14 protein-coding genes and 1 riboswitch are annotated in these 13,174 nt (G+C 46.0%); of the genes, 3 read left to right on the plus strand and 11 right to left on the minus strand.

The annotated features are described in order from the left end of the window. Positions 1-143 precede the first annotated feature (143 nt). Positions 144-509 (minus strand): hypothetical protein, encoded by a 366-nt coding sequence (locus tag ACUYLD_RS21945; RefSeq protein ID WP_446675984.1) that lies wholly within the window; start codon positions 507-509, stop codon positions 144-146. Between the two features lie 639 nt (positions 510-1,148). Next, positions 1,149-1,508 (minus strand): HesB/IscA family protein, encoded by a 360-nt coding sequence (locus ACUYLD_RS21950; protein WP_013311832.1) that lies wholly within the window; start codon positions 1,506-1,508, stop codon positions 1,149-1,151. A 373-nt stretch (positions 1,509-1,881) separates the two neighbouring features. Between ACUYLD_RS21950 and mqnE the strand changes: the two genes are divergently transcribed. Both mqnE and ACUYLD_RS21960 read left to right on the plus strand, forming a co-directional pair. Beyond that, a complete protein-coding gene (mqnE, locus tag ACUYLD_RS21955) occupies positions 1,882-2,988 on the plus strand; it encodes an aminofutalosine synthase MqnE (RefSeq protein ID WP_023990177.1) in 1,107 nt (368 codons plus the stop codon). 204 nt (positions 2,989-3,192) lie between these two features. Beyond that, the gene (locus ACUYLD_RS21960) at positions 3,193-4,260 is read left to right on the plus strand and encodes an NAD(P)/FAD-dependent oxidoreductase (RefSeq protein ID WP_254350152.1); all 1,068 of its coding nucleotides are present in this window, start codon (positions 3,193-3,195) and stop codon (positions 4,258-4,260) included. A 117-nt stretch (positions 4,261-4,377) separates the two neighbouring features. On the opposite strand, the gene ACUYLD_RS21965 is transcribed toward ACUYLD_RS21960, so the two are convergent. Then, positions 4,378-4,635 (minus strand): YuzB family protein, encoded by a 258-nt coding sequence (locus ACUYLD_RS21965; protein ID WP_023990179.1) that lies wholly within the window; start codon positions 4,633-4,635, stop codon positions 4,378-4,380. A gap of 87 nt (positions 4,636-4,722) precedes the next feature. Between ACUYLD_RS21965 and ACUYLD_RS21970 the strand changes: the two genes are divergently transcribed. Then, a complete protein-coding gene (locus ACUYLD_RS21970; RefSeq protein ID WP_013311836.1) occupies positions 4,723-4,968 on the plus strand; it encodes a NifU family protein in 246 nt (81 codons plus the stop codon). A gap of 92 nt (positions 4,969-5,060) precedes the next feature. Here the strand turns inward: ACUYLD_RS21970 and ACUYLD_RS21975 are convergent, their stop codons facing one another. From ACUYLD_RS21975 to ACUYLD_RS22010, 8 genes are all read right to left on the minus strand, one after another. After that, on the minus strand, positions 5,061-5,825 hold the full coding sequence (locus ACUYLD_RS21975) for an SDR family oxidoreductase (RefSeq protein WP_446675985.1): 765 nt from the start codon (positions 5,823-5,825) through the stop codon (positions 5,061-5,063). A gap of 144 nt (positions 5,826-5,969) precedes the next feature. Further along, a complete protein-coding gene (locus ACUYLD_RS21980; protein ID WP_446675986.1) occupies positions 5,970-6,812 on the minus strand; it encodes a MetQ/NlpA family ABC transporter substrate-binding protein in 843 nt (280 codons plus the stop codon). A 74-nt stretch (positions 6,813-6,886) separates the two neighbouring features. Beyond that, positions 6,887-7,555, minus strand: a complete 669-nt coding sequence (locus tag ACUYLD_RS21985) for a methionine ABC transporter permease (RefSeq protein ID WP_025723588.1) — start codon at positions 7,553-7,555, stop codon at positions 6,887-6,889. Next, positions 7,552-8,574, minus strand: coding sequence for a methionine ABC transporter ATP-binding protein (locus tag ACUYLD_RS21990; RefSeq protein ID WP_165148501.1), 1,023 nt, complete (start codon positions 8,572-8,574; stop codon positions 7,552-7,554). Before ACUYLD_RS21990 ends, ACUYLD_RS21985 begins: the two co-directional genes overlap by 4 nt. A gap of 136 nt (positions 8,575-8,710) precedes the next feature. Next, a riboswitch (SAM riboswitch) is annotated at positions 8,711-8,850 on the minus strand. A 125-nt stretch (positions 8,851-8,975) separates the two neighbouring features. Then, entirely contained in the window at positions 8,976-9,701 is a 726-nt protein-coding gene (locus ACUYLD_RS21995) for a Cthe_2314 family HEPN domain-containing protein (protein ID WP_250266622.1), read from the minus strand. 51 nt (positions 9,702-9,752) lie between these two features. Further along, a complete protein-coding gene (locus ACUYLD_RS22000; RefSeq protein WP_446675987.1) occupies positions 9,753-11,519 on the minus strand; it encodes a UbiD family decarboxylase in 1,767 nt (588 codons plus the stop codon). 129 nt (positions 11,520-11,648) lie between these two features. Continuing rightward, positions 11,649-12,518 (minus strand): COX15/CtaA family protein, encoded by an 870-nt coding sequence (locus ACUYLD_RS22005; RefSeq protein ID WP_237166381.1) that lies wholly within the window; start codon positions 12,516-12,518, stop codon positions 11,649-11,651. 275 nt (positions 12,519-12,793) lie between these two features. Then, positions 12,794-13,138, minus strand: a complete 345-nt coding sequence (locus ACUYLD_RS22010; RefSeq protein ID WP_025723593.1) for a thioredoxin family protein — start codon at positions 13,136-13,138, stop codon at positions 12,794-12,796. Positions 13,139-13,174: the final 36 nt, after the last annotated feature.

Below are 13,174 nucleotides of genomic sequence, written 5' to 3' on the forward strand. Positions count from 1 at the left end.
GTTACAAATCATGTTGATGGAAAAATGAAATGATTGATAAATAGCGTCACTGATCACAGCTGTACACAGCAACCATATTAACAGATTCTTTCTCAAAAGAAGCATAATGTAGCTACAGGTTGTTGGTTTTCAATAGAAATATATCATCCTTTATTTGTTACGAGGTTAAGTTCAATATGACTTCGACCATGTAGCCATAGCAGTTCATCCAGTAAAAACGCCAGTCCATCCTTACTACGCAAACGCTCGATCAGTTCTGTAACGACTTCCATAATCTCACGCTGTATATTCTTTGCTAGTTGGAGGCCGCCACTTTCCCCATCCACATAAAGATGTGGATGATCCGGTTGTTCTACCTTTCGTATATGTCGCAGACACAATATCCCATGTTCAAGATAAAAGAAATAGCTACGATCATACAGAACTCCCTCAAATAATTCATACATATGAGGATCATCATCAGGTCCATATGTCATGGTAACTCTTTTTAAGCCAACTGGATTGCTCATGTATACCTTCACCCCCTCAGAATTCAATTGTAAGTTCCTATACTTGAAATTTTAGTGAAGTAAAACTCTAATTTAAATAATGTGAACTTTTTATTCGACAAGTCCTGGAGGTTTGTATGCAATACTGTAATTTATGTATAAGAAGTCGTTCATTAAATACATCCGCATATATTCTCTCTCAAAAATCATCCGCAAAATGGTATATATACCAAGTTAACTTCTATTATATTAATGAGGTACTCATAGTATATGTTTTGAATTCTTATAATTAAAATGGAGCGTGATACGATGGATTTTATAAAATCTATTTACACAAAACAAAACGTAAATAGCTCAGTACTCTTTTTTGCATTTTTAGTTCTATATAGTGTTTTTTCGGAGATTGAAATTAAACCCGTAGTTCTCTTACTTTTTACAGTTGTATTCGCGTTTTTTAATGCCCTGAGTAAATTGGTCCAATCCATACGTAGTGATAATGATCTTAAGTAAAGTAATCTTTACACATTAAAAAGACCTCCAGGACGAATATAGTACGTGACTATACCGTTCTGGAGGTCTTGATTTACATTTTCGAATTCTTAACGCCCCATCATGAAGGTTTGCAGACAATTCATTTTCATTGTACCCTTTTAAACTATCTTAACAAGGCTCTTCGTTCGGTTTTCCGGCATCCGTAGCCGTACGGAAGCTTGAACCGCAGCCGCATGTAGCTACAGCATTCGGATTATGAATCGTGAAGCCGCCTGACATTCCAGACTCTTCAAAGTCGATTTCCAGACCGTCCAGGTAGCGGATGCTTTCCTTTTCCACTACAATCTTCATATCCTGTACGTTCATATATATATCCTGATCCGTCTCGTTGTCGTCAAAGCCCATTGCATACGAAAATCCGGTGCAACCGCCCGGCGTAACACCCAGACGTAAAAACATATTCGGCGTTTCCTGCTGCTCCAGCATATCCTTCAAACGCTCAGCAGCGGAATCGGTGATGTTAATCATAGCTCCATCCTCCTCTTTTACTTCATGTTCTCCTTCAGTATACTCCACTATTTGCAGGTGCTCAAGTCATGGAATGTCCTTCCCTTACAGGCTTAAAGACCTGTTTTTCTATTCGTTTGTATTGAACACCGGTGGTGTGAGGTTTATAATAGGTGAAGAGTGTGTAAAAGAAACTGTCGGAAATTTGTCATTTCAAAGGCGATGTTTGGAGACATCCGTCATTGTAGCCTGGCATTGTAACATTTTTCACATATCGTATATCCGCGCTGCCGGATTCTCACCGACGGAACGGGACATCCTGTGCGCATCCAAGCGCTTGTGTCGCTGATTTGGCGGACAGCCTCGCACAGAGCAACTTGAAGGAGGAATAGGCATGTCCACATTAGTTACACCCTTTACAGACCGCAGAATGGCGGAAATTGTAGAAAAGGTACAGAACGGTATTCGTTTGAACCTTGAAGACGGTATATATTTGTATGAAACTGACGACATTCTCACACTGGGTCAGTTGGCTAACGAAGCTAATTTACGCAAGAACGGAAAAAAGGTTTATTTTATCGAAAACATGAGCCTGTACTTCACCAATGTATGCGAAGCGCGCTGCGCGTTCTGCAATTTCCGCAAGGATCAGGGGGAGGACGGCTCTTATACGTTGTCCGGGCAGGAAATGATTGATTATGTAGAGCAACACATCCATCCGGGAGTAAGAGAATTCCATATCGTCGGTGGTCATAATAATCATGTGCCTTTCCAATACTATGTAGACTCATTGAAGGCTCTGAATGAAAAATATCCCCACGTTACACTGAAAGCTTACACAGCAGCGGAAATTGACTTTTTCACACGCATAAGCGGCTTGAGTATTAAAGAAGTGCTTCAGGAGCTGCAAAAGGCTGGACTTCAATCCCTGACTGGTGGTGGCGCAGAAATCTTGTCCGACGAATATCGGAAGAAGATGCGTGTTACGAAAGCCAACGTGGATCGCTATCTCGAAGTACATCGCACGGCCCACAATCTCGGCATGAAAACTCATACAACCATGCTGTACGGTTCGGTCGAATCGTATCAGGATCGTATTGAACATATGCTGCAAATTCGTGAATTGCAGGACGAAACGAACGGATTTATGGTATTTATTCCACTGTCCATGCAGCCGAAAAGCAAAAACGCCAACATCATGCGCCGGAACTCCGCTTACGAGGATCTCAAAACCATTGCGATCAGCCGCCTGATGCTGGATAATATCGACCATGTCAAAGCTTACTTCATTAATATTGGCCCGCAATTGACGCAGGTCGCTCTCACCTTTGGCGCATCAGACGTGCATGGCACGATTGTGCGTGAGCAGATCAGCCATGCCGCAGGTGCGTTGACCCCTGCCGGATTGACCCGCAAAGAGCTAATCTGGCTGGTCAAAGGTGCCGGACGCATACCTGTTGAACGGGACACCTTCTATAACGAAATCGAAGTTTTCGAATAAATGTAATATCGGATTCAGATTTCCCGCGAGCATTTCATCCCCATTACTCACACCATGCAGCATCATGCTGCCTCGGAATACGCTGGTCTGCCAGCCAAAGGCAGGCCCGATTCTCGGGTTTTATAACAACAAAAACTTGTGTTAGATCGACGAGACACCAGACCATTTGCCGGGGACACGGTAGCGAAAGGACGGCGGATTTTGATGAAAAATTTCGTTATTCTGGGGGGCGGCTATGGCGGCCTTACCATTGCCAAAGAATTGCTGGATAAACACATTCCCGACGATGTTCAAGTTATTTTAGTGGATCGAATGCCCTTTCAGGGATTGAAAACAGAGTATTATGCCCTAGCGGCAGGTACGGTTTCTGATTTTGATTTGCGGGTGCATTTTCCAGATGAACAACGTCTTATTCGCAAATATGGAGAGGTCACCTCGATGGATCTGGAGAATAAAATAGTCCATTTTCAAGAAGGTGAACCCTTGCCCTATGACCAGCTTGTCATTGCGTTGGGTTGTACCGACCGCTTTCACAATACACCGGGGGCTGAAGAACACAGCTGTACGATCCAGTCGTTTAACCATACCCGCCAAACCTATCTGCGCTTGAACGAAATCAAGCCATATGGACATGTCCATATTGTAGGCGGCGGTCTGAGCGGTGTTGAGATTGCTGCGGAGTTACGTGAAAGCCGTACGGATTTGAATATTACCATTATGGATCGGGGCGAGCGGGTGCTGTCGGCATTCCCGCAACGTTTGTCTGCCTATGTACATGCTTGGTTCAAGGAGCATCAGGTTAATGCCCTGAATCATGTTGCGGTTTCCCGTATTGAGCCGGGGGCTATTTATAACCGTGACGAGCAAATTGTAACGGATGCAGTGGTATGGACAGCGGGGATTCAGCCGGTAAAAATCGTGCAGGATTTAGCCGTCCCTAAAGACCCTCAGGGCCGCATCGTGCTCAACGAATATTATCAAATACCGGACCATCCTGAGGTGTATGTGGTCGGAGACTGTGCGAGCCTTCCCTACTCTCCAAGCGCTCAAGCGGCAGAAGTGCAAGGGGAGCAGATCGCACACATTGTACGCGACCTGTGGAAGGGTCAAACGCCTCATCCGCATCCTTTAAAGCTGCGCGGTACATTAGGCGCACTTGGCAAGAAGGCCGGGTTCGGCTATGGCTTTATGGGTAGTACCTCATTGCGCGGACGAGTACCACGCCTGCTTAAAAGCGGTGTGCTCTGGAAGTCCAAACGCCATTTTGGATAAACGTATGCTAAACAAACAAAGAAGACCCGCTCTCAGAGCAGGTCTTCTTTGTTTCTTGAGTGTTTGCATGATGTATATTTCTCTACAAAAAGGAGCTGGCTAACAGAGCATTATATTTCAATCCAAATCTAGGTTATCCCATGCTTCAGCTTCCTTAATTTTGTTCATAATCACTTCATACAGAAGTTCTGCTGAATCCGCGGATACAATCTCACCGTTGACCATCGCATAGGGTTCGGCGTTGCACTGACCGCAATTGCTTAGGCAGCCGTATTCAATCACATCATAATCCGGATTCTGTTCCAGCTTGGACATGATTTCATCGGTACCCCAATGCATATTACTGGTGCAAAACTCAATAATAGGTCTTAACATTTTTTCACCTGCTTTGGATGACGGGCATTTTAATTTGGCCCGCTTTGTAATATAATAATAAAGGTATAGGAAAGGAGTTGAATTCTAATGAGCGAAACACAAAGCGTTCAAATGTATGATGAAGTAGCTGATGTACTGGATAAGCTCCGTCCGTTCCTGCAACGCGATGGTGGCGACGTTGAGCTGGTTGACGTTGAAGACGGCATCGTTAAGCTGAAGCTGGTAGGCGCTTGCGGCAGTTGCCCAAGTTCCACAATCACGCTGAAAGCCGGGATTGAACGTGCTCTTCTCGAAGAAGTCGACGGCGTCCAAGAAGTGGTACAAGTATTCTAATGCTTGATGCATAATGATCATGAGAGTCTTGACTTCGGTAACGAAGCTCAAGACTCTTTTTTGTGTTACAGCGTCTGAGGGAGCACTCAAGCTTATATGGTTGGCCGAATAGGGTCTAATCCTCCCGATACATCCATAATATTACCTGTTATAAAATCCGAATGCTCCTCACACAAATAGGCGATCACTCGCGCAATGTCCTCTCCGCTCCCCGGACGTCCACGCGGTGTCTCTTTATCCTGCATGCCGATGACATCGGCGATTGACATTTCCTTATTTGCTCCTCGAATATCCCCTGGACAGATCATATTGACCGTAATACCATAAGGAGCTTCCTCCACAGCCAGTGATTTCGTAAAAGACACCAGTCCCACCTTGGCGGCTGCGTAGACGGCGCGATGCGGCCAAGCCCTTGCTTCTCCAGCATGACCAAAGCCAAAATGAATAATACGTCCCCATTGCTGGCTACGCATGTGGGGTAATACCAAATGATCCAGCAACATGGTACCGACCAGATTCCCTTGTATCATGGCATGAATCTCAGCTACACTGTAATCCGCAAACAGACGGCGTTCCCGGATGAACGGTCCGGCATTATTCACCATAATATCGACTCCGCCTAGCCGATCCTGTACTTCACCAATCAGCCTCGTGATATCTTCCTGAACAGAGATATCCCCTTGTAAAGACAGGCAGCGTACTCCCTTGGACTCAATCACCTGCTTAAGCGCTTCGGCTTCAGCTTGGCTATGCACATAATTTAGTGCAATATCACAGCCTTCATCAGCCAGACGCAGAGCGGTCGTTTTACCTAAACCTTTGGCACTGCCCGTTATGAGTGCGACTTTGTCTCTCAACAGTTTTCCTCCTCTTCACAGAGAACGGTCACCCCCAAGTATAAAATATTTAAGCTTCCCCTACAACTCCATCCAAAAAGAAACCCCCAGTCCTCTTGTTCAAGAGAATCTGGGGGTTGCGTGCAATGCGTTCTCGTTCCCTACTTAAAATGCCGGGATAATTGCGCCTTGGTATTTATCTTCGATGAATTTTTTAGTTTCTGGAGATTGCAAAGCTTTATGCAACTTCTGAATCGCTTCGGAATCTTTATTATCAGGACGTGCTACCAGAACGTTAGCATATGGAGAATCCTTGTCTTCCAGTGCCAGTGCATCCTTCGTAGGGTTCAGCTTCGCTTCCAAAGCGTAGTTCGTGTTGATCAACGCAATATCCACTTCAGGCAACTGACGTGGCAGCATAGCCGCTTCCAGCTCCTTGAATTTCAGGTTTTTCTTATTTTCAGTAATATCTTTTACCGTAGCTTCAATGTTGCTTGCGTCTTTCAGCTTGATCAGACCTTGTTTCTCCAACAACAGCAAAGCACGGCCTCCGTTTGTCGCATCGTTCGGAATGGCTACAGTTGCGCCATCTGGGATTTCATCAAGCTTTTTATATTTTTGGGAGTAGATACCGAATGGCTCCAAATGAACTGCGCCCACAGAAACCAGATCCATTTTGCGCTCTTTGTTCATCACATCCAAGTAAGGTACATGTTGAAAGAAGTTAGCATCCAGTTGCTTGTCAAACAATTGTACGTTCGGCTGTACATAGTCATTAAACTGAACGACTTGGAGACGAACCCCTTCTTTTTCCAACTGAGGTTTGATCGCTTCCAAAATTTCCGCATGCGGCACAGGAGAAGCTCCAACTTTCAGTTCCACTTCACGTGGTGATCCGCCTGTATTTTGGTTCGCATTGTTTGTATCCGATGTTGTGCTCTTTGTACCGCAAGCCGCCAGCACCGCAATTAATGTCAAGCTTAATACAGCCAATACCCATTTCTTCATGTTATTACCCCTCCAATAATTTGTAATATTCAGGAGCAGACGTCCTGATCAATAAGGATATCTATATATTTTCCCTATTTTCGAGTATAATGCCGCACGAGGCGATCTCCCGCCATTTGCAGCAATTGTACCAATACGACCATCAGCACGACCGCAACGATCATGACAGCCGTTTCATAACGATAATAGCCGTAGTTGATAGCCAGTGTACCTAGTCCACCGCCCCCGATCATCCCGGACATTGCCGTGTAGGATACGAGTGTAACGACGGTAATGGTTAATGCAGCGAGCAGACCCGGAAGTGCCTCACGTAACAGCACCCGCCGGATAATTTGTCCTGTCGAGGCACCCATCGCTTGTGCGGCTTCGATGACGCCCTTGTCCACTTCACGCAGAGACGTTTCGACAAGACGTGCGAAGAATGGAGCAGCCCCGATAACCAAAGGTGGGATGGTTCCCAACACCCCGGTCGAGGTACCTACCAGCGATCGTGTAAAAGGAATAAGTGCAACGATCAAAATGATAAAGGGTACGGAACGTAAAATGTTAACGATGAATGATAATACAATGTATATCACCTTCATCAAAGTTAACGAGGAGCGACTCGCCAGAAACAATAATATGCCGAGCGGCAAACCAATAATGAGGGTGAACAATGCCGATGCCCCAAGCATCTGAAGGGTTTCCAGCGTAGAATTCCCTAGCTCTTCCCAACTCACTTGTGAAAAATCAAGTTCGCTCATTGTCCAATCACCTCCACATCAAGTCCTTGCCCGGACACTTCGCGCAGCGTATGCTCTATATCCTCATGATTTCCTTCAAAACGAACGATTAGCTGTCCATAGGGTACATTTTTAATCGTAGATATGGTTCCCTGCAAGATCGCAAAATCAACACCAGTACTTCGAGCCGTACGCGACAGAATCGCATCATATGTTTTGCTGCCCAAGAAGGAGATACGCACCACCTGCGCTGACTCGCCGCCACCTGCTGCCGCAATCGCTGCTTGTAACTCTTCGGGATGTTCTGACTCCCGTTGAATAAAGTCCTTGGTTACCTGGTGCTGCGGCTTCAAAAATACTTCCGCTACCGGACCTTGCTCCACGATGTCGCCCTGATGAATGACGCCAACTTTATCACAGATGCTTTGAATGACATGCATTTCATGTGTAATCAGTACGATGGTTAAATTAAAGCGCTGATTAATATCCAGCAGCAATTTCAGGATAGACCCCGTCGTCTGCGGATCAAGCGCTGAAGTCGCTTCGTCACACAGCAATACATGAGGATCACTAGCCAGCGCCCGTGCAATTCCTACCCGTTGCTTCTGTCCACCTGAGAGCTGTGACGGATATTTTCCACTGTGTTCTTCGAGACCCACCAATTCCAGCAGTTCACGAACCTTCTTGTCCAGCTTCTGCTTGGGCGTGTTTACCAGCCGCAATGGAAATGCAATATTGTCATACACCGTCGCCGAGGACAACAAATTAAAATGCTGAAAAATCATTCCGATTTTTCGGCGCTGCATTTGTAATTGGGATTGACTCACAGTGGTGAGGTTTACCCCGTCTACCCATACTTCACCTGAAGTAGGGCGTTCCAATAAATTAATACAGCGGATCAATGTACTTTTCCCCGCCCCGGAGTGACCAATCACCCCGAATATTTCTCCACGCTTTATAGAAAGATTCAACCCAGACAGCGCATTAACGCGTCGGTTACCTTTGCCATAATGCTTGGTTAACTGCTTAAGCTCTATCAACGTGCTGCGACCCCCTTCACTTCTTCCTTACCCTTTTAACCAGTTGTCATCTCTCAGGATTGTATAAAATCGCTATTTATTTATACAAAAAAGAGCCCCTTTCACAGAATGAAAAGGGCCCCACCTTGCGAACCTTTTCTCATCTGCCAAAATCGCTATAACTCTAGCGGTTTTGTAGGAATTAGCACCATCATGTTCCCTCCCAGTGTATTACACCGGGAAAGAACGGGTTGCCGGGCTTCATCGGGCCAGTCCCTCCACCTCTCTGGATAAGAAAAATATGTTAAACTCCAGCTTTAGCTGTCCGTTAAGTTTATATAAAAAAATATAATTCAAGCATTTTTCTGAAACTAGGTTTCAGTATAGATAGTTTACATAGCTTTGTCAAAGGATATTTTCTATCATATTTTTGGGCGTACTGCCCGGTTCTCCCATTGTTTCGCAGTATAAGTAAAGGCGTTTGACAGCGACCGACACACCATTTCCAAGCCCTGCTGCAAATCTTCCAAATGGTGATCGAGGTCCTCCAGTTGGATTTTTCCATACAAAGCTCGGTGTCGTTGCCAGAGATCATCCTGCATTTCCGTATTCATATAGTGTATCTCCGTATTCCGACGCTTACGCAGCCGATTGATGGCATCGTTGTATGTGTCCTTGATATCAATTAAATTATCGGTCAATACAGGATGCATTTTGAGATACTTGAGCTGCCGCAACACGGTAAAATACGAATAATGAGCCTTATACTGCCCTGTTTTTAAATCACACAGATCATTCAGCCAGTTACCCAGCTTATCTAAAATGGAGAATACCCTCACAAACCCATCCTTATAAAAGAAAACATATAATGCATAGTCGGATTTTTCATCCTCGCTCATATCTTCAGCATATCCGGCTTTCACTTTCATACGGAAAAAGGCGGCAGCATGATGGCTCTGCTCCAGTTCATCCAGAGATGACATTAGACCGCGTGTCAAAATATCCGCCTTCCGAAAATCGTGGGTCGGATCTCCACCAGCCTGAATTTGCCGCTCCAGCAAGCTCAACATATCTGACATGCTATTCATGGCATCCAGCAAGATGCCCTTGTTCACACGTGGCGGCTCACCCAGTAGCTTGCGTATCATGCTTACGCCTCCTTATAAATGTAAAATCCGGCTGTAGGTTTCATTAGGGCGTCAAGCGAAATAACTCGTCCATCGTTGATCTACAAGCTTAACAATATCCTCACGCGGTAACACCTCATCCGGATACCCCGGCTTCATACGCGCATCCACTACAATCGGCAGCTTATAGTTCAGATGATGCAAACGCACTTCGCTGTCCGCGTACATATCCGTAGCCGGGTTAAAGCGTGTGAACACCGTCCACAGGAACGAGGCTTGAGAGCGAACAACTTCTTTGGCATCGTCCACAATAAAGACGAGCGGCCACTCTTGCTCACCCGCTGCTAGTCGCTCCAAAACACGTGCCGCCAGCTCAGGTTCCTGCTCAAAAGACGCACCCGATACGACGAGGCATCCTCCGCAATAGGGCTTAATTTCACGAATTCCCGGCAGATCGCCTCCCTCATAAGCACGAGGCAATTCACGTACAGGCTCACCTATCCCCATCAGGATCGCCTTACTACCATGATTCAGCTTGCGGCCTGTGTAATCGAGTGTATCGTGTGACGTGTGATTGAAAATAAATAAATCCGTTGCTGGATTAAATCGCTCCAGAATGGTTTCCAGCAGCAGGTTAAAGTCAGATAAATCAATTACTCGATCCGTCAGCATCAGGAACTTGGTCAACGATAATTGACCTTGACCCAAAATAGTAAAACCGGATACAAGCGCTTCACGGGAGTAGCTTTCACGTACGACTGCCGCTGCCAGCGCATGTACGCCCGTTTCCGCATATGCCCACAGGGACTTGACGGAAGGCATCACAAGCGGATAGGCAGGCGACAGCAGACGTTGCAAAAACTCACCGAGATAGTAGTCTTCTTGCCGAGGCTTACCTACAATGGTTGCCGGATAAATGGCATCCTTGCGGTGATGCATATGTTTGACATGAAGTACAGGGAAATCATGCTGTAATGAATAATATCCAAAATGATCACCAAACGGGCCTTCCGGACGGCGTTCATGAGGCGGCACATAACCGCTGATTGCAAATTCTGCTTCTGCTGGAATCCGGTGACCCCCAAGCGGATCTTCTGTCATGGGCAGCTTGCCTCCCATAATAAGCGAAGCCAGCAGCAGCTCAGGCAAGTTTTCCGGTGCTGGAGCAATGGCAGACGCAATCAGGGCAGGCGGGCCACCAATGATAATCGTCGTAGGCAATGGCTCATTACGCAGCTCCGCTTCATGATAATGGAAACCGCCGCCTTTATGAATTTGCCAGTGAATGCCCGTCGTCTGATCATCATAAATCTGAATGCGGTACATCCCCAGATTATGATCCTTGGGCTGACCTGGCTTCTCGGTATACACGAGTGGAAGCGTAATAAACGGCCCTCCATCCTCATGCCAACTGGTCACTTTAGGCAGTGGCGCTAACGGAGCCTCTGTACGGCGAACTCCCAATACAGGGGCCTCGCTGTGAGATACTGTTTTTAGCCCTACTTTTAGCATGTCCTTAATCAGGCCACGTTCATTCCACAATGCTTTGGGTGTAGGTGGAAACAATGTTTTGGTGGCTCCGACAATCGCATCCATCAGTTGCTCAGGTCGCGGGCCAAAAGCCATATCTACACGGCGATTCGTGCCAAACAGATTACTGGCTACAGGAAACGGGGTTCCTTTTACATTCGTGAACAGCAGTGCCGGCCCTTCTTCCTCAATGACTCTTCGATGAATCTCAGCCAGCTCCAAGTAAGGATCGACAGGTGCCTCTATAATTTTAAGATGATTTTCTTTACGCAGCGCTTCAATAAATTGGCGCAAATTCTGGTAGATCAACTGGACGACTCCTCCTAAGCAAATCAAGCCCTCGAGAAACTCGTGGGCCTGGTTTGTTTCTTATATGCTATTATACGTGTTTAAACGCCTCTTGGGCAAAAATCCGCTTCACTATGATCTATGAAATGCTTAGGTACGTTGTGCTTGGGTCGGAACAAGCTTGCGGTCCGGTGACAATTGCCATACACGATAGCTCAGATAAGCCAAAACGGAGAACAACGATGCAATCACCAGCATATGTCCCAGCACGATAAACATATAGATTTCAGGTCTGTTGACGTACAACAAGATAATTCCAATCACCACTTGAAGCAAAATTAACAAGACCGACACGACACCCAATATACGGATATCTCGGTGATTCGGGTGATAACGGTATGAGTAGTGACCCACAGCCAAGATAATGACGAACAGCAGACCGGCTGAAATCTGATGAAGCAGCAGTGGAGATATGAAGCCCCCAATATTTACAACCTTCTGGATGACCGAGTGACTAAGCAACGCCCCTGAATAGACAGCAATATAGGTATAGATCGTCGATAGCCATATAAAGTTGCGATAGCCCCGACTGACACGCCCAGGAATCAGACGCGGAGTGTGGCGTGAGTCCGCGTGCTCCTGCCAGGCCCCCAGCGTCATCATAGTTGCACTGGCAAAGGCGATAAGCGCAAAGCCAAAATGCAGTCCCATGACAGCAGCCGATTGGGAGAAAATGACAGCCAACGCCCCCATGGCACCTTGTATGATGACAAACAAGAGCGTGAGCAGCGAGAATAGCTGTAAATCCTTCCGATGCTTCATAAACAGCAAAAAGCCAACAAATGAGGCGATAGAAAGAATCCCGGCCATGGCACTAACGGAACGATGAGAGAACTCAATAAGGGATGCGATCGTATGTGCCGGAACCAGCTTGCCATTGCAAAGCGGGAATTCCCGGCCACAGCCAAGACCTGAATCCGTCCGTGTCACGACACCTCCACCGAAGGTAGCCAAAAACATGACAATACATGTTACGAGTGCCAGCCATTTTAATATTCTAATTTTGTTATTCAAATTCACCCGTATCCTTCCAAATATAATATTTATTCACTTTATATGTTGTGAAATGATCACTTAAAGTAATTATAACTGATATATCGTTCCTTGACATACGAGCTTTGTTGACAAAATGTGAACGTGTCCGTGAGAAAGCCGCCCCCTTAGAAGGAAGCGGCTTTCTGAATGTCTTGATGTTTAAAATTCACTTTGTAACCTTCATGCATGTACAGCATTCATTATTTTGCCAAGCTCGCATGGACTTCAACAGCCCGATCCAAAAATTGCTCAATCTCCTCGCGGGATTTGCGCAGTCTGTTCACCAGACGTACCAGTTCTCTGCCTTCACTGTAAGCGATAAAGCTAGGAATACCCAATACATTCTGCTCTTGACTGACGCTTTCGGCCTGTTCTACATCAATCTCAATTAATGTAAGCTTATCTGCATATTGTTGTTCCACATCAGGCATGAACGGATCAATGAAATGACAATCCCCACACCAGTCCGCCTTAAATACAGCCACCGTTACGCCGGGAGTAGATATTGCCTTATTAAAGTCTTCATGAGAGACGATTTTTTGCATGGATGATTCCTCCTTAAATTCTTTTTATGCTGAAAA

The sequence above is a fragment of the Paenibacillus sp. SER-28 genome (genome assembly GCF_052906305.1).